The following is a 20,292-nucleotide window of genomic DNA, read 5'->3' as shown; positions in this document are numbered from 1 at the left end:
TGGAGGTGTGAAATGGGCTGGGGACTTCTTTGCGACGGATTGGTGACGGTAGGTACGTGGGCAAGCCGGGCTGCACCGGTGGCCAAGTTTTTCTCCGATATGGCCGATCTCCTGATGTAAAGCGCGGCAAGCGAAATCGAATCGAATAACGAGTGGAGGTGTGAAATGGGCTGGGGACTTCTTTGCGACGGATTGGTGACGGTAGGTACGTGGGCAAGCCGGGCTGCACCGGTGGCCAAGTTTTTCTCCGATATGGCCGATCTCCTGATGTAAAGCGCGGCAAGCGAAATCGAATCGAATAACGAGTGGAGGTGTGAAATGGGCTGGGGACTTCTTTGCGACGGATTGGTGACGGTAGGTACGTGGGCAAGCCGGGCTGCACCGGTGGCCAAATTCTTCTCCGACATAGCCGACATTTTCATGTGAGCTGGCTCAGCAAGCGGCGCACACAGCCTCGGGGGCTTGGGCGAGACCCGAGCGAAGGCAAGGCAACAGTCTGGCGAGACCGAGGGCTGCCATCGCGATCCCGGCCCACGGCGGCGAACGTTGCGCCGATGATCAATTCGCTCGTGGCAAACACCGCCCACGGCGGACGACTCAGCGGTGAGCGGAATTCGATTGCAGAAAACAAAAAAGCCGTCACGAGGACGGCTTCTTAGAAGAATTCTGGAGCGGGCGATGGGAATCGAACCCACGGCTCTAGCTTGGGAAGCTAGGGTATTACCATTATACGACGCCCGCGCAGAGCGGCATTTTACGCGGGGTTGGGGGTTTTTGGCAATCGATGCGTTTTGCAGGTGGGTACGATTCTAGGGTGGGGGCCTTGGGATCGATTCCCATCGAGCCCGCGAGAGCGACGCCTAAGGACGGAGCAATGTCGCCCCGTCCCATCGGTGATGATCTCTGTCGGCGCTTCACCTCTCTCAAGCGCCTCCGACACGCAATGCCGTCTTCAATATCTTCCCGTAGTGGTTCTTCGGCAGGGCATCGACGGGCACATACCGCTTCGGGCGTTTGAATCGCGCGATGTGCGCCAGACAGTGCTTATCCAGTTCCGCGCTCTCTAGCGCGGCACCCGGTGTGCAGACGACATAAGCCACGACCACTTCGCCCCATTCCGGATCCGGCTCCCCAATGACCGCGACCTCGGCTACCCCGTCGGCGCGCAGCAGCACTTCTTCCACTTCACGCGGATAGATGTTCGTACCGCCGGAGATGATGACATCCTTCGAGCGGTCTTTTAGCGTGAGGAAACCATCGTCGTCCAACACGCCGATATCGCCCGTCCATAGCCAGCCGTTGCGAAGTGTCTTTGCCGTCGCTTCCGGATTACGCCAGTAGCCCTGCATGACGACGTCGCCGCGCACCACGACTTCGCCCGCCGTTCCCGAGGGCACGGGCACGCCGTCGCTATCGACCACCTCGACTTCCACCATCGCGTGCGCGTGACCCACCGACGCCAGACGTTGCGGCCAGCGCGGATGTTCGCGTGTCGCGATGCAATCACGCGGCAACACGGAGATTGTCATCGGCGACTCGCCCTGACCGTAGATCTGCACGAAACGCGAGCCCATCACCGACAACGCGCGTTCGATATCCGCCGTATACATCGGGCCGCCGCCATACACGATCGTCTTGAACCCTTCGGACGATGCACCGGCTGCCTGCGCGTGGCGCACCAGACGATTGACCATCGTGGGCGCGGCGAAGCACGAGATGCCGCCGAGGGAATCGGCAAGCGCAAACATCTCTTGCGCGTCGAATCCGCCCGACGCAGGAAACACGTGCCCCGCGGCTTGCATCATGAAGACCACGCTGTACAGCCCAGCGCCGTGCGACATCGGCGCGGCATAAAGCGTGCGGTCTTCGCGGCCGACCGCATCCACGTCTGCGATGTAGCACGCCGCCATCGACCAGAGGTTGCGATGCGAGAGCATGACGCCCTTGGGTCGTCCTGTCGTCCCGGACGTGTAAAAGATCCATGCGAGGTCCGTGTTCTCGCGCGATGCCACAGGCACAGATTGCGACGCATCCGCCTTCACCCATTCACGCACACGATCATCTTCCGGCGAGAGGCAAATCGTCGGCGTCGCAAGACATTCGGCCAGCGCCTGTGCGTCCTCTGCTTCTGCCAGCACCACTTCCGCTTGCGAGTCGCCGACGATGAACGCGGCTTCGCGCGGATGCAGTTTCGCGTTGATCGGTACCGCGACGAGGCCCGCCCACCAGATGGCATAGAGCCATTCGAGATACTCGGGCCGATTGCGCATCCATAGCGCTACGCGAGCGCCATCGGCCAGCTCTAGAGAGCGAAGGCCGCCGGCGATGCCGGCGCAGCGGCGCGCCAGCGTGGCGTAGTCGAACTGCGGCGATTCGCCGAGATAAGTCGCAATGTGGGCGGGATGCCGTACGGCGGCCCGCGCAAGGGTATTGGCAATATTCATGGCAAGAACCGAGCGCGCGCCGCGCGCCCGGGCAAAGTAAAGAATCGGAACCGAGGCGGAGAGGGGAGCAGGTTTAGCGCGCTGCCGTACCTCGGACGGGAGTGGCGGCGTGTGCGCTGACGATGCCTGCACGTCGCGTCGTCACGGTGAGGAATGCAAAGAGCAGCAGACCGTAGATGAGCACCATGACGCTGAGCGTGTTCATGCTGGCGCTATATCCGCCGAAGGTGTCCTTCGCCCAGCCTGTCAGGTACGGGCCGACGAAGCCCCCCAAATTGCCGACGGAGTTCACTAGACCAATACCGGCCGCGGCGGCGGCGCCCGTCAGGAACATCGGGGCAAGCGGCCAGAACAGAATGTTCGACGCCAGAATCCCCGCTGCGGCGATGCACAGCCCGATGATGCCGACGTACGGCGACGTCGCGCTTCCCGCCATCACCAAGCCCACCGCACCGATCGCTGCCGGCACGAGAATGTGCCAGCGGCGCTCGCCGGTCTTGTCGGAATGCCGCGCGTTGATCACCATGGCGATGCCAGCGCACACATACGGCACGGCACTGAGCAGCCCCGCGCGTGTGTTGTCGAGCCCGCCGATGCCCTTGATGATCTGCGGCATCCACAAGGTGATGCCGAACAGCGCGGTGATGTTGCAGAAGATCGCCAACGCGAGCAGCAGCACCTTGCCCGAGAGCAGCGTCTGCATGACGCTATATTGCCGCGCGCTTTCCTTCGCGGCGCGCTCCTGCGCGAGCGTTCGCACCAGCCAGTCGCGTTGGGTTTCGGTCAACCACGTGATCTTGTCGGGCGAGCTGCCAAGTACGAAGTAGGCGATGACGCCGACCACCACAGCCAATGCCCCCTCGAGCAGGAACATCCATTGCCAGCCGCGCAGTCCGGCGAAGTCATGGAACGACGTGAGAATGGCTGTCGAGAGTGGTGCACCGATTAGCACCGCCAGCGGCAGACCCAGAATGAAGATCGCTGTCGCACGCGCCATGGCGCGTCCCGGGAACCAGAGGCTCAGGTACAACACGATGCCGGGGAAGAACCCCGCTTCGGCGACGCCGAGCAGGAAGCGCATCACATAGAACGACGTTTCGCCTGAAACGAACGCGAACCCCGCTGAGACAAAGCCCCACGTCACCATGATGCGGGCGATCCAGATGCGCGCGCCTACCCGATGGAGGATCAGGTTGCTCGGTACCTCGAAGACGAAATAGCCGATCGAGAAGATACCCGCGCCGAAACCGTAGACGGTCGCGGTGAATCCGAGATCGCCATTCATGTGCAGGGCAGCGAAGCCGACGTTCACACGATCGAGAAAAGCGACGATGTAGCAGAGGATCAGGAAGGGCAGAATGCGCCGGAATAGCTGGCCAATCGTCTCCTGCGCGATGCGGGAGTCCAGCGCGGCGGCGTTATCGCCACCGGCGGCCGATTGGCTCGCCTGTGATGCAAGGGTCGGGTTCAAGGGGTGTCTCCGTCATGGTTCTGTTATGTTTGCTGGTCACTGCCAACTGCCCATTTCGTATTTCTTATTCGTACCGCACAGCTTCACTTCAATGCATTAACGCTTGTAGTCGTCGCCGTAGCGCTCCAGTTGACGCAACAGGGGAGGCCACTCGCGATCACCCGAGCCGCGTAGATCCGTCACCCACTGATGGGCCGTCAAGGCGGCGATGTCCGGTGCCGGAATCCGCAGCGGTGCACCCGTCGCCTGCGCGAGCAATTGCGCGCGGGCCGCTTTCTCCAGATAGAACATTTCCACGAAGGCATGACCTACCGAGCGTCCTACGGTAAGCGTGCCGTGATTGCGCAGAATCAGGGCTGCGTTGCTGCCCAGGTCGGCAAGCAACCGCTCGCGCTCGCCGATGGTGAGAGCGATGCCTTCGTAATCGTGATAACCGAGGCGTCCTACAAAGCGCATGGCGTGCTGCGTGATGGGCAGCAGACCGTCTTCCAGCGCAGACAACGCCATGCCCGCCTCGGTGTGCAGATGCATCACACAGGCGGCATCTTCACGCGCTGCGTGGATGCACCCGTGAATCACGAAGCCGGCCGCATTGGGACGGTAAGATGAGTTGCCGATGACTCGACCGTCGAGGTCGATCTTCACGAGATTCGATGCCGTGATTTCGTCGAACGCCAGACCGAGCGGATTCACGAGGAAATGATGCGAAGGGCCAGGCACGCGCGCAGACAAGTGCGTGTAGATCAAGTCGTCCCAGCCGTTGAGCGCGCATAGGCGATACGCGGCAGCGAGATCTTCGCGCACGCGTTGCTCGGCCGGCGTGATGCCGGTGTCGGCCAATGCTTCGCCCGCGGGCAGGGCAAATGAAGAAAAAACTGTGTCAGACTTCTGCATTCCATTCTCCAAACCGACGTACCGCTCGACGAGCTTCCAAAGCGGTGACGAAATTTATAAACTAAACGTTTAGTTTAGTATTTGTCTGGGCAAAGCGAATGTCAAGTCAGTTGAATCCCGAATCTCCCGCGGCAGGCCGGCGCGGACGCAAACGCAGTGTGGAGGCGGAGCGCGCCGTGCTCGACGCGGCATATCGTTTGTTGCTTGAGCAGGGGTTATCCGCGACGACGATGGAATCCATTGCGACTGCGGCTGGTGTGAGCAAGGCGACGATCTACAAGTGGTGGCCGAACCGCGCGTCGGTGATCATGACGGCCTTCCTGCGTGAGGCGGGGCAGGCGTTGCCGTATCCGGAAGAGTTGCAGCTCGACAGCATTTTTTCGCGTCTGCTCAAGATGGCCGAGGAATTCTGCGGGCCGATGGGCACGATGATCAGCGCGCTGATTGCGGAAGGACAGTCCGATCCGGAAATCGCGCAGGCGTTTCGCGACGGTTACGTGTCGGCGCGCCGTCAGCAGGGCGTGGAGATCGTGCGCGACGCTGTGGCACGCGGGCTGATCAAACCGGGCGACCCCGATGTCGTGCTCGACATCCTCTACGCGCCGCTTTATTACCGCTTGCTCGTCGGCCACAAGCCGCTGACGCGGGCGTTTGTACGCGAGCACGTCGACCTTGTCATGCAAGGCCTGATCGGCCCGAACGGCAAGGTGCCTGCGATGGCGGCGAAGACTGCGCGAGGTACAAAAGCCGCGCCCGCGAAGACCGCGCGTGCGAAGGGGGCGGCAAAAAAGGCTTGACGCGTCGGATGGGGGTGTTGATAAACTAAACGAATTGTTTAGAAATTAAGGCGACAACCCCCCCTGACGGAGACGCATGGTATGACCTCATCCCCTGAGCGCGCGAAGCGCAAATCATTGGACATTTTGCGCGATAGCGGCCACGCCGTGGTTGTGACCGGAGCGAGCGGCGGCATTGGCTTGGCGGTGGCGAACCGCCTCTTCGATGACGGCTGGCATGTGGTGGCCACGGATCTCGATCTTGCCCGTTTGCGCGATGTCTTTGGCGCGCGTGCTGCCGAGCCGAGGATGACGCTGGCGGCGCTCGACGTGACCGACCATGCAGCGGTCGATGTCCTGGCGGCATCTCTGCGCGAGCGCTGTGGCGTTGCGGGGCTGGTGAATGTCGCAGGCCTGCTACAAGACGTCGTGCCGATGCTGGAGATGGACGACGACATGCAGCGGCGTGTGTGGGAAGTGAATTACTTCGGCGCCCAGCATTGTCTGCGGGTGTTTGCGCCGCTGATGAAGCAGGCGGGCGCGGGTGCGGTCGTCAACATCACGTCGATCAACGAACTACGTCCGTTGCCGCTGCATGCCTATTCCCCGACGAAGGTGGCACTCGGTGCGATGACGCAGTTGGCGGCGGGCGAATTGGGCGCGTCTTGCATTCGCGTCAATGCGGTCGCCCCCGGCTTCACGCTGACGCCAATCTTCGAGGACAAGCTTGCGACGGGCAAGCGCAGCGCCACTGCGATTGAAGCGCATTCGGCGCTGGGGCGTCTGGTCGGTACCGACGAGATTGCGGCGGCCGTTAGCTTCCTGATGTGCGATCAGTCGAGCGCAATCACAGGGGTGAGTTTGCCGGTGGATGCTGGCTGGCTGGTGAGTTCGCACTGGATGAATTTCCGCGAACTGTCGCGCGCCAACGCCGCGTGAACTTACTGCGCCGCGCGCTTACCGCGTGCTGTGCAGTTCAACCACTTTCGTTTCGCCGATGGCGCGAGCGCGCAATTGTCCGCAACCGCCATCGACGTCTTGCCCGGCGCTGTCTCGCACCTTAGTCAGTACGCCGCGGCTGTGCAGATAGCGGACGATCTCGCGAATGCGTTGGCGATCTGGGCGCTGGTAGTCGTCGCCTTCGAGACTATTGAAGGGGATGACGTTGAGCACGCCGTATTTCCCTTTGAGCAAGCGCACGACGGCGTCGAGCTCATCGTCGCCGTCGTTGACGCCGTTGAGCAGCGTCCATTGATATTGGATCGGGTAGCCGGTGTCGCGAGCGTATTTTTCGCCGAGGTCGATCAGCGCATCCGGTGCAATTTTCGGTGCGCGTGGTAGCAGGTGGGCGCGCAGGTCGGCCTTGGTGGTGTGCAACGACAGCGCCAGTGCGGGCTTGATGCGTTGCCGGGGCAGGGCGTCGAACACGCGCAGGTCGCCCACGGTGGAGAACACTAGGTTCTTGTGGCCGATATTGCCTTCGGTGCCCAGCAGGTCGATGGCTTCGAGCACGTTGTCGAGGTTGTGCGCTGGCTCACCCATTCCCATGAAGACGACTTTCTTCACTGCGCGCCGACGTCTCGCCAGTACGACTTGGGCGAGGATTTCCATGCTTGAGATCTGGCGGATCAGGCCACTCTTGCCGGTCATGCAGAAGCGGCAGCCGACGGCGCAGCCGACTTGCGTGGAGACGCAGAGGCCGTCGCGCGGCAGCAATACGCTTTCCACCATCTGACCGTCCGCGAGTTCGACGAGCAGGCGCGAGCCGTCGTTGCCCGTGTGTTCCGAGCGGACGCGGGCGAGGCCGTCGAGTTCTGCGGTGAGTGCGGGAAGGGCGTTTCGCAGCGCGAGCGGCAGGAAGTGTTCTGAGCTGCGACGGCGCGTGCCGGTGTCGAGTGCTTGTCCGTTCAGCCAGACGCGAGCCACCCGGCCACGATGGACAGGTTGAGCGCCGAGTGCGGCGAGGCGTTGATCGAAGTCGGAGAAGCGCATGGGAAGCGGATTTTACTCCACCTGATCGTGGCAAGCCGCGCGGCCATAAGCACAAGGCGTCGGCGTGACGCCAGTGGCAGAACAATCTAGCGGAGAAATAACAGAGAGGGTGTTGGAGCGGGCGATGGGAATCGAACCCACGGCTCTAGCTTGGGAAGCTAGGGTATTGCCATTATACGACGCCCGCGAAGACCGGCATTCTAAGCGGGGTTGGGAGATCTTGGCAATTTGCGCGTTTTGTCGGTGGGTGCGATTCCGGGATAAGCGCCTTGGGATCGATTCCCATCGCAGGCGCTTTTTGAGATTCCATTTGGTCCGATTTCAGGCGGTGTTGGGGCTTTCTTGGTCGCCCGAAACCTAGATTAGCTCTTGCTGCCCGGAGGCACGAGAATGTCTGCGGGCTTATAGCGATCGCAATAAACCTCCAAGCCCAGTTTGATCAACAGTGCGGTTACCGAAACGGCGATTGCCTTGATGCCGAAACCGATGTCGGCGAGCACCGAGGTTACCGCAAGCGCGTAGTACTTCTTGGAAAGAAAGGCGCTCATCCCTTGAGAGTACCAAGCCTTGTATATTTCACTGGCTGGATCGCACAGTGATCGCTATACGACGAGCTTGAGAGACGAGAAGAACGACTTCCCAAGTTCAGACTTCTTTTCGAGATTCGCGCTGGGCGGCAAATACTTGATCTCGGTCACGGTCAACTGACGCCTCGTTGTCAGGTCAACCTTGCGCACAAATGCTACAACCTCCGGTGGAAGTGCTCTCCCAATATCGGCATAGATTTCGTCGTCCGTCTTGGTTCTGACGAGATGGGATGCCTCGTCATGAATTGCCTCGAAGTCGAGTTTGCATGGGTCCAGATTTCGGATTGCCTCGACAAAGCTCTCTTGCTCGAATCGTTGAGTGACATGCGCGAGAAAACGTCGTCGACGATTTAGATCTCGGATGCTGGTACTTGCCAAAACCTCAGCAATTAAAGGCTCCGCGTCCGGAAGTCGGCGCTGCCTCAGCAGACACACAGCAAGTAGCGCGGTCGCTTCTGCATATACCTTGGTCTGCGGCGAGGTCTTTTGCCGTATCCCAGTAAAACCGAGTTCCGCGACCTTGAGCTCACCGGCTTGCATCGCAGATTCGAAGAGCCAGTTTTTAGCCTGCATGAGGCGGGTCTCATGTCCGGTGGCGCGCAGGAGTGATTGAATATCTGCTGCGTGCTCCTTGGCTCTCGCGTAATTAGCATTGATTACGGCGTTTCGAAGAGCAGGCATCAAGGATGCGGAGTCGTTGCTTTTGGTGCTCTGTAAGCGGTGGCGGTTTCGGCACACGTCGACGAGACATTTGGGGGACGGTTTGAAAGCGCACGGACCGCGATGCGAATGATCGACGATCCCCATTCCGTCGTCATACGCGTTGGGGACTTGCATGAGTTCCAACGATGTCCCCTTTATGGTTGCCTATTGTTGTGTATCGTGGATCAGCTCGTCAATCACTCTGACGTACGGTGATTTTGGCCTCGACCAGTACCAGAAGTACCCCCACCGTTCGCACCGACCGGATGTAACACCACGAAATACGCGGAAATCTCGGTCTAGGTTTGCAGCCAATCTATCTAAGGACGTATCTCAACCGGTGGTTGCGACGATCCCGACTGTGGTCGTCGTGCTGGTCCGGCGCTGCGGGATAACGAGAAGAGAAAAATATAATAATTATGTGTTCTGTTATCCCATCCCAGTCTCTAGACGGGGCAGGTCAAATTCTTCGCTCGTAAAGGTCGACGAGCTCAACCATGTCGATCTTGAGCGCGTCGTGCAGTCTGAAGAGCGCAGACCGAATTGACGTGGCGCTGTTCGGACGTTTCGCGCAACGGCGCTCGGGCGCGCCGGTGAGTGTGCCCGAAGTCTTTGCGTGATGATCTGCCAGCAGGTGGAACGACCTACCTGCTTCGGGGCCGACAAACCCACCACTACGGGCTTTGCCAAGAACCCATTTATCTGCCAAGCATGAAAGTGCCAGACGGCAAGTTAGCCGCGATTGTCGATCCAGTCGCGTGCCCAAGTCGATGCATGCCCCAACGCTTGCATTTCGTCTTCGAAATATTCGAGCGCATGGAATGCGTAAGAGGTGGACTCGGTGTTAGCGGCATCGCTACGCACAAGCAGCAAATTGGCGGCAAACCAGCCGTCGGGCAATCGATATGCCGAAGGGGAGACGGAATACCCGTTGTACTGATGATGATAGTTATTATTTTTCATGGGCGAAGCGCGAGCAATGCGCTAGCGAAAAGCGAGCGAAGCACGTATGGCACATGCCATACAGGCGACCGAACACGGATATGGGAGCGGGAGTGAGCTTGTCGAGAGGGCAAACGGAGCGCACGAAAACGGTGCGATCAGATCGGGAGCGTTAAGCGCCGAGAGAGGATGCCAGACAAGTAAAGGGCCGGCGAACCGGCCCTTGAACTGCGTTACTGCGGGGTAATGTTTGCTGCTTGCATACCCTTCGGGCCACGCTTCGTTTCGTACGTCACCTTCTGGTTTTCAGCGAGCGTCTTGAAACCATCGCCTCGAACTTCGGAGAAGTGAGCGAACAGGTCGTCGCCACCAGCGTCAGGCGTGATGAAACCGAAGCCCTTGCTATCGTTGAACCACTTAACGGTACCGGTATCCATAATAATTCCTTGAAAATAAATCGATAGCCCCATTGCGGAGCGAGGAAAACTTCAAGGAGTAGGAGAGGACAGCGAATACTGCGCAGAACACGCAGAAAAGTGATGATCAGCAATCAAGCTTCTTGAATATTTCTGAATGCACAGTACGGTTATATACCGAGGCTGTCAAGGTATTTCTCGAAACGACGCCGCTGCCGAGGGAGAGAGCATTCAGCGGTCGCGTGATGATCGTCGCGTTGACACATCGATGCGCCGCCGCGACGCGTGCTACATCCTTTGATTTCCAGTGCGCGCCCACCGCTCATTATGCTCAGACCCGTCGACGAAGCTCCAGATTCGCTGGTTTGCCCGTTGCTTTGTTTGTTCGTCCTCCAATGAGCCGACTCGATATTTGCAGTATTGGCAGAGGTTGACTTAAGAATGGCAGGCAGGGCGCTTGTCGGGGAATTTTCATGACCTTACGATGGCGCTGAGTCCACATTCACGAGGAGAGCACCTCATGTTGCAACTAAGGCCGAGCTGCGAACATTGCGAAGAGGCATTACCTCCCGAGTCGACGCAGGCGCGCATCTGCAGCTTCGAATGTACGTTCTGTACAACGTGTGTTGACGCTATCCTGGAGAACGTCTGTCCGAATTGCGGCGGCGGCTTTGCCCCTCGTCCCATACGGCCTGCGCACGACTGGAGGAATGGGAACAACGTGTCGGGTCATCCGCCAACGTCGGTTGTCACGCATAAACCTGTGGATACCGAGAGGCACCGCGTGTTCGCATCGGAGATACGGGGCATGGCACCGCAGGATCGCTAGGCCACCCTGAGCATTATTCGTTCTGATCGCACGCGCCGGATCTGCCGCTTTCGACTCAACGCTGCGCGTCTGCGGGAATTGGGTTGCAGCCACTTGCATTTGTTGCGGCGAGAAATTCGAGAGCTCCGTAATCTCCTGCTTCGCACCCTGCGGGATAACGAGAAGAGAAAAATATAATAGTTATGTGATCAGTTATCCCATCCACGTCCCTTCACGGGGCAGGTCAAATTCGCTGGTGGTATAGGTTGACGAGTTCAACCATGTCGATCCCTGGGGCGTCAGCGATATCCACGAGTTCAGGCAGGTCGAGATGGTACTTGCCGGGGGGACTACCCCCGTGTTTTCAGGAAAAGTGCAGTATTCGCTATTGGCTGAACGGCTGCAACTGGACGAATTCAGAAGATCGAAGCTGGGATGCGCCTTACTACGTGAGATTCAACCCGCCATCCGACAGCAAAATTTCTCCAGTTAGATAGTCTGAGGCGACCAGCATCATGACAGCCTGAGCAATGTCTTCCGGACTAGCTGACCGCCGCATTGGCGCCCTCGTCTTCCAAAGCTCCTGTGCCTGCGTCCAGTCTGCGGTCAGTGGTGTATCTACCAGTCCGGGAGCAACAGCATTTACCCGGATATCGGGCGCAAGCGATACTGCCAGCAGGCGAGTCATGTGGTTTAGTGCGGCCTTTGTAGCCGCGTAAGGGATTGATGCGCCCTTTGGCCGAACACCCGCATGCGAGCTAACGTTGATCACGCAACCTGGGCGTCCATGTTGAACTGCGTCACGTAATGCAGATTCCGCCTCGGCTATCAAACGAAACGGAGCGACCACATTAACCTCATGCAGTTCCGCCCACACCGCTGGTGTAGCTGCAGCCAGATCTGCATGAGGGATGACCCGGCTGATCCCCGCATTGTTGACCAGAACGTCGAGTCGTCCCCATGTGGCGACGGCTTCACGGATAAGCCGTACCCTGTCCGCATCGTCAGCCAGGTCAGCCTGTACGTAGATAGCTGAACCGAGTTCGCGAGCCAATGCTTGACCTGTTCCCGCTGAACTGCGCGAATGCAAGACAACTGAGAATCCTTCGCTTGAGAGCCGCCGGGCGATGGCAGCGCCGATGCCAGAAGTCGAACCGGTAACAAGCGCGACAGGGGACGTAATTTTCATGGTTGTTGGCGTGGATGACAGTCGTTATCTGATGTTCGTTCGCCGATTGTCGACGATCCAGGTGACTGTGTCGAACGTCTCGTTGTCGTCCATGCGCACATAGCCGCGCCGGTGGCGGTGGCGGTCACCGCTACCGGCGCAATTGCCTGTGCGCTGGAGGTGTCTCAGATACACATGATTTGTTATCCAAAGCATAAAAAAAAGAAAGGATTGCTTATAATTCATATTCATGTCATCGGCACGGTGAATACTCTGCGGCTTCGAACAAGTTCCAAAGAGGACATCGGGGTATATGAAACCACTTGCCATTTTGGCTGGCGTCATCGCGCTTTTTGCCGAACAACACGCCTTCGCCGCCAGCTTCATCATCACCAACGGCCTGACAAGCAATGCAGGGCAGATCCTGTCCAGCGGGCAGTCCGGCACGATCCAGAGCGGCGGCCTGCTCTCGGTCGCCGGCAGCACCATCGGTGTCTCCATCACGGGCAACGCCACACTCGTCAATAACGGCACGATCAATATGACGGGCACCGGCCGCGCCATCCGCGACAACACGGGTGGTCTTAGCCTCACGGTGACCAATGGTGTCGGAGCGAGCATGACCACGTTCGACGCCGACGTCATCCAGATGAATAAGGCGAACAGCAACGTCGTGTTCAACAACTACGGCACGCTGACCTCGACGAACAACTCCGCTCAAGGCAACCAGGCGATCGACTTCAACGCGATCACGACTGGCACCAACGTCCTGAACAACTTCGCGGGCGGTGTCATCCAGGCAAACGAAGCCGATGCCGTTCGCCCCGGCGTCAACGGCGTCATCAACAACGCCGGTATCATCCGCTCGACCAACAATCCAGGCAGCACCAGCAGCAGCGACGGTGTCGATGCGCAAACGAACACCGGCGTCGTCGTCGTCAACTCGGGTACGGGTCTGATTCAGGGCGCACGCCACGGCATCACGGGGGGAGCCAACACCGCGACCGACGGTACATTCACACTCTCCGTCACGAACAACGCCGGCGGCACGATCCAGGGCATGAACGGCTCAGGGATCAACATCGACGGCTTCAACGCCAACGAAGTCGTCACGATCAACAATGCGGGCTCGATCGTCGGCAATGGGGTGACTGGCGATGGCGATGGCGTGGACGTCGACGGCCTCGTCAACATCACCAACTCGGGCACGATTCGTGGCGCAAAGGCGTTTAACGACGTGAGCGAAGGTGTGACCGCCGGCGGCGGCACGATCGTCAACAGTGGCACCATCATCGGCGAGAACACTGCGGGCGGTGTGGGCCGAGGCATTACGCTCGCCGGTGTCGACAAGGACCCGATCACCAAGCTGCCCATCACCCCGCAAGGCATCTACGCCAATTCGACTATCGTCAATAGCGGCCTCATTCGCGGCCAGAGCGACTCGGCCATCGCCGTGACCGGCAGCCGCAATGCGTTCACCGTGACTGTCGTCAACCAGGCGAGCGGCGTGCTCGAAGGCGGCGGTGCGACGGCGGCCGTCGTCAACACCGGCGCGAACGACGCGACCGTCATCAACTACGGGACGATCACCGCCGATCAGAACGGCAAGGCGGTCGATCTGGGCAGCGGCAACAGCACACTGCAAATTCTCGGCGGCTCTGCCGTCGTGAACGGCGATGTGTCGGGCGGCACCGGCACCAGCACGTTGACTATCACGCCAGGCACCGGCAACGCATTCAGCTACAACGGCGCGATCTCGAATTTCTCGGCCGTGAGTCTTGGTGCTGGCACCATCGCTCTGAATGGCGCCAGTTCCTACGCGGGCACGACCGCGATAGCGAGCGGGGCGACGGTGATCGTGGGCGACGCTTCACACCGAAACGCAACACTCGGATCCGGTCTGGCGACAGTGGCCGCGGGCGCCACGCTGGCGGGCTATGGCGGCACGCTCGGCAGCGTGACGAACGCGGGCATGATCGCCGTCGGAAGCGCATCGCCGGGCGCGGCGTCCGGTAGCACGGGTACGTTCACGATTGCTGGCGACTACGTCGGCAACAACGGAACGGCGTTGCTGAATGCATCCATCGCGAACGACGGCTCATCGGTGGCCTCGGACAAGCTCTTGATTAATGGAAACGCCAGCGGTACCACTGCGCTCAAGGTCAACATCACTGGCGCAGGCGTAGCCACGACGGGCGCCGGCATCCAGCTCGTGCAGGTCAATGGAACGTCGGCGGCGGGCGCATTCAGGCTTGCTGCACCGGTGCAAGCGGGGGCCTATCAATACCTCCTGCGCGAGAGTGCTGCGGCGGGCACCGCAAGTTGGTATCTGTCAACGTCGTACGGCTCGGGCGCAACGGCGTACCGCGCGGCGGCCGTAGCCTATGCCATGACGCCGCAACTCGTCACGGACTTTGGTTACACGACGCTCGGCCGTTTCCAGGAGCGCATGGGTAGCCTGCGCGGCGACGCAGGGGAAGGTGGCAGCCGCAGCGCCAACGGCGTATGGGGGCGCGTATTCGGCAAGACGATGGACGCCGATATGTCGAGCCGCTTCAACGCCGACGAACGCATGTTTGCAGCGCAATTCGGGCGGGATTGGCGTTTGGCCACGGACGCCTCGGGCATGGGCGGCAGCGCCCACGCGGGGTTGACGGCGACCTTCGGTACGGCGTCGGCGTCATTCTCGGACAGTGCCCGCACGCTCGACCCGACGCTCTCCGCCGCGACCGGGTCGGTCACCATGCAGGCGCAGTCGGTGGGCGCGTACTGGACGCGCATTCTGCCGCAAGGGGCGTACGTCGATGTGACCACGCAGGTCTCGCACTACCGCAACAAATATAGTGACGCGGGCGGTATCGGGGCGACCCAAAACGGCTTCGGTGCAGCGCTCTCGGGCGAGATCGGGCATCCATTCGCGATTCTGGGCTCGGGCGTCACCATCGAGCCGCAGGCGCAATTGGCTTATCAGTATTTGCACCTGAACGGCTTCAGTGACAGCGTGTCCGGCGTGTCGGGCAATACGACGAATGCGTTGCGCGGTCGCGTCGGCTTCAAGCTGGGTGCGCCAGATCTGGCGAACGTCGCGGGCATCGGTTCGGCGTCTCCCTATCTGACTTTCGACGTCGTGCACGACTTCCTGTCACCGGGGCAGACCAGCGTCGCTGGCGCGACCTTCGACAGTCGTCTCGCGAAGACGTGGTACGAACTGAGCGCCGGCATGGCAGCGACCTTGGGCCGCACATCGTCGCTGTACGCGAGCGTGAAGTACGCGCGCAACCTGGGTGGCGACTATCGTCGCAACGTGTACGGCCAGGTGGGATATCGCTACCACTGGTAAAAAGCGAGGGCGGACGGGCGCCATTCGCAGGTTGATCCGGCGGCCAGGGGGGGCACCGAACCCAATGGCCGCCGGCCGCACTACCCTGCATCCGGCGCAGGATACCCGCACCATAGCGTTCATCCTCCGGCTGAGCCAGTTCGTATCGTGATCCGACGGTTGTCGTATTTCCCGCATCTCATTGCTTTGGCGGTACTGATTGGGTGACTCGGCGTGACCCACATTGTCGTCACCGAACTTGCCAAGCGAACGCAAGCCGCCGCAGACTTGCGCTTCAACGAATTTGCCACTGACACCGCGAACAAGGTACAAGGTCAGTTGCTGCGCTATGTCGATATCCTGCCGGGGTGGCGAGGGCTCTGGTCGGTCGTCGGCACGCCCACATCCGAAGCGTTTCGCGACTACACAGACGCGTTGCACATTCGGGACCGGTTACCTTCGACGATCAATTGCCGCCCTTCCGATAGAGGGCGAGCCCGCCAGCGAGCGTGAACATGACAACGGCACACACGCGGTTCAGGCGTCGCAGGCCGCGTGCCGTCATCAGGCGTGCGGCCTGCACGCCACCGGTGGCATAGAGCGTCATCACCACGATGTCGACGGCGGCCGAAACGATGGCCAGCACGGCATACTGCGGCACGAGCGGCATCGACGTATCGACGAACTGCGGCAGAAATGCCGTGAAAAACAGCAGGATCTTCGGATTGGTCAACGCGACACCGAAGCTGCGCAGGAAGACGCGTCGTGCGCTCAGATCCGACTTGATGCGCACTTGGCTGAGATCCTGTGGATGATGGCGCCACAATTGAACAGCAAGCCAGACAAGATAGGCGACACCAACCCATTTGACCGTCGCAAATAACGACGCCGACGCCATGAGCAGTGCGCCGAGTCCCGCGCCCACCGCAGCGACGACCAGCATGTCGGAGAGTGCTGCGCCGCACATCCCCACGATCACCACGCGCCAGTTACCCGAAATGCCGTTCGCGAGCGCGAGCAGCGTGGTGGGGCCGGGGATCAGGCCACCGATCAGGGCGGCAGTAGCGAAAATTGCGAGCGTGGAGAGTGGCATGGCGAAATATCGGTGACTGGGCGAAACTGCCAGTCTTGCAGATACCATCGAAGGCAGCAAGCAGCGGATTCGGCTTGTGCATCGAGGCGATTGTCAGCGTGTCAGCGTGGACGAACGAGCGTGCGACGCTCGTAATCGAGCGATCCCATCTCTGCCAGACGGCTGATCGTGCGTGACAGATCGCGCCAGTCGCTCAGGGCGTCGAGCGCAGGAATGAGTGGTGCGTCCGAGGCGATCAGCAGCGTGCGTCGACGGTCGTAGCAGATGTCGATCAGCCACAGGAATCGTTGCAGCGTATCGGGGCGTTGCAGACGTTCGACGTGCAGGTCGTCGACGATCAGCGATTGCCAGTGCTCCGCGAGCGCGAGGTAATCCAGATGCGAACGATGAGCGACGCACAGGTCGTCGAAACTTGCCCAAAGCACACGGTTTCCTGCGCTTCGTGCAGCCAGGGTGCGGCCCGCCAGCGCCACCTCCGACGGCGCCGATGCGGGCATCCCCTCCAACTCGATGTAACGCGCAGGCAAGACGTCGCGGGCATATTCCAGCGGTGCGATCCAGCGCGGCAACCGTGCCGCTTCACCGCCCAGGCGGTAATCGGTGGCGCCGTCGAAATGGATGATCGCGAAGCGTTGCAGAATCACCGCGATGGTCGGTTCGAAACGTTCGTGAAACTCGGGATCGGGCAGTAACTGTTGTGGCGCGTAGTTCGACGTCAGCACCAGCCGTACGCCGCGTGCGAGTGCCATGTCGAGAAAGCGACCGATCAGGAAGGCATCGGCGATGTCGTGGACGTGAAACTCGTCGAAGCAAAGCAGTTCAACGCCTTCCAGCCATCGGTTGGCGACGGCGGCGAGCCGGTCGTCGCATTTTGGTTCGCGCACGAGTTGGCGGTGTATGTCGCGCAGGAATTCGTGAAAGTGCACACGCCGCTTTTCGCACACGGCGATGGCGAAGGCCGCGTCGACGACGAGGCTTTTGCCGCGCCCGGGCGGACCGTAGCAATACACGCCGTCGACGGCGGCTCGGCTCGTGCTTGTGTCCGTCAGCCGGGCAAGTGCGGCGATGGTCTCGCGTTGACGAAGATCGGGGCGGAGGTGGCGCTCGGCCAGCGCTTGCGTTACGCGCGCGGCGTCGATCATGAAAGGGAGACTCCGGATAACAGAGGCCGGCGCATGGCCAGCCAACGAGCGCCACTATACCGGCGCGGTGCGACGGCGGCCAATACGAAATTCGGCGCGGTGCTATCGCATTTCGGCATTGCCGGTCTGCTTTCTGGCGTACGCAGAATGCTGCTAGAATCGCCGCAGGCCGATGTTGCCTGCCGCTCGCACCCGTGTCCGGGATCGGTGAAAGCATCGCAGGAGTCGCATGTCCGTCCCGTTCATCAGGCGACGCGCATCAGCAACGCGAGCACTGATCGAATTCGTCGCCACCGAACACTAGCAAGGATGGTAAACATGCGAACCTATCTCGACGCCAAGATCATGGCCAAGTCGTTGCGCGAGCGTCTCGCGCGCGAGGGCATCGACATTTCCCACGCGCAAGCTCTGGAATCCGTCGCCGCGCAGTTCGGCTTCGCGGACTGGAACGTGCTCGCCGCCAAACTCGCGTCTGCCCCGGCGGACGGGATCGTCTTCGACACCGTCGCGCCGATTCACCGCATCTTCGACGAAGCGAAGGCACGCGAATTCTATGTGGACTTTCTGGGTTTTCAGATCGATTGGGAGCACCGCTTCGCCGAAGGTATGCCCCTGTACTGTCAGGTTTCGCGCGCGGGGATGACATTGCACCTGTCAGGCCATTTCGGCGACGCGAGTCCCGGTGCGACGACGTTCGTCTTCATGCGCGGCGTCGAGGCGTATCAGCGCGATCTGTCCGGCAAGCGCTATCCCAATATGAATCCCGGCATCGAGGCGCTCGACTGGGGCAAACAAATGACGGTGACCGATCCGTTCAATAATCGTATCCGCTTCTGCGAACCGAGCGACTGAGGGCACGTCCCCCTGCGAACGGTCATCGCAGTATGTGGCGATGACCGTCGATGCCATCCTCTCTCATTGCCCGTAGAGCGGCCCGTCCCAACCGTCGAGGTATTTGGGTAAATCGTCCTGCACGTCCAATACGCGATGACGATAGAACAGGTGCATCGTCGGTTGCAGGTCGGCGGGCAGCCTGGTGTCGTGTGCCCGCGCGAGTCGTGCATTCGGCACGACGTACATCTCCAAACGATTGGTGCCATGAAGGGTCTCGCCGCACGCGGCGCAGAAGCGTCGCGACAACTTGCGCGACGGATGCGAAAACGTGTGCGTGGCGCCCGCGATCGCCACTTGCGACGGCGCCCAGGCGGTCGCCGCCAGCACCGGCGTACCGTAAAAGTCGCGGCAGGCGTTGCAGTGGCACAAGGCGCGTGCGGCGGGCTTGCCGGTGAGTGTCATCGAGACGCTGCCGCACTGGCAGGCTACCGTGATCGCTGCGGTTCCCGGGGTTGTCGTGTCGGTCATGAGAGCCTATCGAGGGCAAAGGGGCGCACGCGGCGCGACGGCGTAAGCATACGAGGATGCTTCGGGCGCGTGTCCCTGCCGAAATTGGCGGGTTGCGTATTCCCCCGTGCGCATTCTTCGGGATACCCCGCTGTTACCGGGGGAACGCGCAAGGAGGCAGCGAATGCGCTAACGTATGTGCTTTGCGTATGTCCGTATCCCCAAACGAGGAAGTCTGGCATGTCTCATCCCTTCGATCCAGAGCGCTATTTCCGGCGCATTGGCTATACCGGCCCGCGTGAAGCCACGCTCGATGTTCTGCGCGCGGTGCACTCGCTGCATCCTTTGGCGATCCCCTTCGAAAACCTCGATCCGATTTGCGGCCGGCCGGTCGAGGTCGATCTGCCGTCGGTCGTCGCCAAGTTGCTCGACGGGGGGCGCGGCGGCTACTGCTTCGAGCAGAACGCCTTGTTCGCCAACGCGCTGACGCATCTGGGTTTCGCCGTGACGCCGTTGATCGGGCGCGTTGCGTGGGGACGTTCGTTCGATGCGGAAGCGCCGCTGACGCACATGTTGTTGCGTGTCGATCTGGACGGCGAGGCTTGGCTGGCCGATGTAGGCTTCGGCTCCGTGACCCTCACGGCGCCGCTGCGCCTGCAATCGACACAACCGCAATCGACCTTGCTGGAAACGTTTCAGTTGGAGGCGGTCGGTGCGGACGATGGCGCGCCGCCCAGCGAGTATCGTTTGAGCGTGCGCTCGGCACAGCGGTGGCTGCCTGTGTATCGTTTTACGCCGAAGCCCGCCGAATGGATCGATTACAAGCTGGGCAATTGGTACACGTCGAGTGCGCCGGACTCGATCTTCCTGAATCAACTCATCGCATGCCGTGTGCTGCCGCAGGGACGGATCGCCTTGCTCAACACAATGCTCACGGAGCGCTCCGCACAAGGCGAACTCGTGGCGGAAACCGATATCGCATCGGGCGCGCAACTCGCGCAGCTCTTACGTGAGCGATTCGGTCTGACGCTCGACGGCATCGATACCGATGCGCTGTATGAGCGCGCGAAAGCGTGCGCCGCCAAGGCGGCCGAGTCACGGCAATAGCATTGGCGATGGCTTCCCGTCGCGCGTTTGCGTGAAACGAAAAGGCCGCCTCCCGAGGGAGGCGGCCTTTGTCGTTGCGCCGTGTTATCT

At 60.8% G+C, this 20,292-nt stretch carries 19 protein-coding genes and 2 tRNA genes; 7 read left to right on the top strand and 14 right to left on the bottom strand.

Going from position 1 to position 20,292, the window contains the following annotated elements:
• Window positions 1-667: 667 nt before the first annotated feature.
• From C266_RS24195 to C266_RS24180, 4 genes are all read right to left on the bottom strand, one after another.
• Window positions 668-741 (bottom strand) — tRNA-Gly (locus tag C266_RS24195).
• Window positions 742-923: 182 nt separating this feature from the next.
• A complete protein-coding gene (locus C266_RS24190) occupies window positions 924-2,444 on the bottom strand; it encodes a class I adenylate-forming enzyme family protein (RefSeq protein WP_010805212.1) in 1,521 nt (506 codons plus the stop codon).
• A 73-nt stretch (window positions 2,445-2,517) separates the two neighbouring features.
• On the bottom strand, window positions 2,518-3,915 hold the full coding sequence (locus C266_RS24185; protein WP_010805211.1) for an MFS transporter: 1,398 nt from the start codon (window positions 3,913-3,915) through the stop codon (window positions 2,518-2,520).
• Window positions 3,916-4,011: 96 nt separating this feature from the next.
• Window positions 4,012-4,809 carry a class II aldolase/adducin family protein gene (locus tag C266_RS24180; RefSeq protein ID WP_010805210.1) on the bottom strand — a complete coding sequence of 266 codons (798 nt, stop codon included), beginning with the start codon at window positions 4,807-4,809 and terminating at the stop codon, window positions 4,012-4,014.
• Window positions 4,810-4,907: 98 nt separating this feature from the next.
• Here C266_RS24180 and C266_RS24175 point away from each other — a divergent pair, with 98 nt between their 5' ends.
• Together C266_RS24175 and C266_RS24170 are read left to right on the top strand one after the other, a co-directional pair.
• Complete coding sequence (locus C266_RS24175) at window positions 4,908-5,606, top strand: TetR/AcrR family transcriptional regulator (protein WP_051126538.1); 699 nt, start codon at window positions 4,908-4,910, stop codon at window positions 5,604-5,606.
• Between the two features lie 81 nt (window positions 5,607-5,687).
• Entirely contained in the window at window positions 5,688-6,524 is an 837-nt protein-coding gene (locus C266_RS24170) for an SDR family NAD(P)-dependent oxidoreductase (protein WP_010805208.1), read from the top strand.
• A gap of 18 nt (window positions 6,525-6,542) precedes the next feature.
• Here C266_RS24170 and C266_RS24165 read toward each other — a convergent pair whose 3' ends face one another.
• The 4 genes from C266_RS24165 to C266_RS24150 form a co-directional block, all read right to left on the bottom strand.
• The gene (locus C266_RS24165) at window positions 6,543-7,577 is read right to left on the bottom strand and encodes an RNA methyltransferase (RefSeq protein WP_010805207.1); all 1,035 of its coding nucleotides are present in this window, start codon (window positions 7,575-7,577) and stop codon (window positions 6,543-6,545) included.
• A gap of 113 nt (window positions 7,578-7,690) precedes the next feature.
• Window positions 7,691-7,764: transfer RNA gene (locus C266_RS24160), tRNA-Gly, on the bottom strand.
• A 175-nt stretch (window positions 7,765-7,939) separates the two neighbouring features.
• Window positions 7,940-8,125, bottom strand: a complete 186-nt coding sequence (locus C266_RS24155) for a hypothetical protein (RefSeq protein WP_010805206.1) — start codon at window positions 8,123-8,125, stop codon at window positions 7,940-7,942.
• 54 nt (window positions 8,126-8,179) lie between these two features.
• Window positions 8,180-9,010, bottom strand: coding sequence for a hypothetical protein (locus C266_RS24150; protein ID WP_144265916.1), 831 nt, complete (start codon window positions 9,008-9,010; stop codon window positions 8,180-8,182).
• Window positions 9,011-9,363: 353 nt separating this feature from the next.
• Between C266_RS24150 and C266_RS28275 the strand changes: the two genes are divergently transcribed.
• Window positions 9,364-9,486, top strand: a complete 123-nt coding sequence (locus tag C266_RS28275) for a hypothetical protein (protein WP_256380708.1) — start codon at window positions 9,364-9,366, stop codon at window positions 9,484-9,486.
• A gap of 112 nt (window positions 9,487-9,598) precedes the next feature.
• On the opposite strand, the gene C266_RS24145 is transcribed toward C266_RS28275, so the two are convergent.
• Both C266_RS24145 and C266_RS24140 read right to left on the bottom strand, forming a co-directional pair.
• Window positions 9,599-9,829 (bottom strand): hypothetical protein, encoded by a 231-nt coding sequence (locus C266_RS24145; protein WP_010805204.1) that lies wholly within the window; start codon window positions 9,827-9,829, stop codon window positions 9,599-9,601.
• 212 nt (window positions 9,830-10,041) lie between these two features.
• Window positions 10,042-10,245: a cold-shock protein gene (locus tag C266_RS24140; protein WP_010805203.1), complete on the bottom strand. Its 204-nt coding sequence runs from the start codon at window positions 10,243-10,245 to the stop codon at window positions 10,042-10,044.
• Window positions 10,246-10,744: 499 nt separating this feature from the next.
• Between C266_RS24140 and C266_RS27095 the strand changes: the two genes are divergently transcribed.
• Complete coding sequence (locus C266_RS27095; RefSeq protein ID WP_081636394.1) at window positions 10,745-11,053, top strand: DUF1272 domain-containing protein; 309 nt, start codon at window positions 10,745-10,747, stop codon at window positions 11,051-11,053.
• Window positions 11,054-11,477: 424 nt separating this feature from the next.
• Here C266_RS27095 and C266_RS27090 read toward each other — a convergent pair whose 3' ends face one another.
• On the bottom strand, window positions 11,478-12,221 hold the full coding sequence (locus C266_RS27090; RefSeq protein WP_010805201.1) for an SDR family NAD(P)-dependent oxidoreductase: 744 nt from the start codon (window positions 12,219-12,221) through the stop codon (window positions 11,478-11,480).
• A gap of 292 nt (window positions 12,222-12,513) precedes the next feature.
• Between C266_RS27090 and C266_RS26460 the strand changes: the two genes are divergently transcribed.
• On the top strand, window positions 12,514-15,540 hold the full coding sequence (locus C266_RS26460; RefSeq protein ID WP_010805200.1) for an autotransporter outer membrane beta-barrel domain-containing protein: 3,027 nt from the start codon (window positions 12,514-12,516) through the stop codon (window positions 15,538-15,540).
• Window positions 15,541-15,985: 445 nt separating this feature from the next.
• Here C266_RS26460 and C266_RS24130 read toward each other — a convergent pair whose 3' ends face one another.
• Window positions 15,986-16,612: a LysE family translocator gene (locus C266_RS24130; RefSeq protein ID WP_010805199.1), complete on the bottom strand. Its 627-nt coding sequence runs from the start codon at window positions 16,610-16,612 to the stop codon at window positions 15,986-15,988.
• A 101-nt stretch (window positions 16,613-16,713) separates the two neighbouring features.
• Entirely contained in the window at window positions 16,714-17,754 is a 1,041-nt protein-coding gene (gene zapE / locus C266_RS24125) for a cell division protein ZapE (protein ID WP_010805198.1), read from the bottom strand.
• Here zapE and C266_RS28480 point away from each other — a divergent pair.
• Window positions 17,710-18,606, top strand: coding sequence for a glyoxalase superfamily protein (locus C266_RS28480; protein WP_371257183.1), 897 nt, complete (start codon window positions 17,710-17,712; stop codon window positions 18,604-18,606). The two genes, zapE and C266_RS28480, sit on opposite strands and share 45 nt — an antisense overlap.
• Before the next feature lie 63 nt (window positions 18,607-18,669).
• Here C266_RS28480 and C266_RS24115 read toward each other — a convergent pair whose 3' ends face one another.
• Complete coding sequence (locus C266_RS24115) at window positions 18,670-19,116, bottom strand: GFA family protein (protein WP_010805196.1); 447 nt, start codon at window positions 19,114-19,116, stop codon at window positions 18,670-18,672.
• 219 nt (window positions 19,117-19,335) lie between these two features.
• Between C266_RS24115 and C266_RS24110 the strand changes: the two genes are divergently transcribed.
• Window positions 19,336-20,202, top strand: a complete 867-nt coding sequence (locus C266_RS24110) for an arylamine N-acetyltransferase (RefSeq protein WP_010805195.1) — start codon at window positions 19,336-19,338, stop codon at window positions 20,200-20,202.
• The last annotated feature ends 90 nt before the right edge of the window (window positions 20,203-20,292 follow it).

This window comes from Pandoraea sp. SD6-2 (assembly GCF_000389825.1).
GTDB lineage: Bacteria > Pseudomonadota > Gammaproteobacteria > Burkholderiales > Burkholderiaceae > Pandoraea > Pandoraea communis.
The sequence above is the reverse complement of the archived record's forward strand: the minus strand, read 5'-3'. Positions and strand labels throughout refer to the sequence as shown.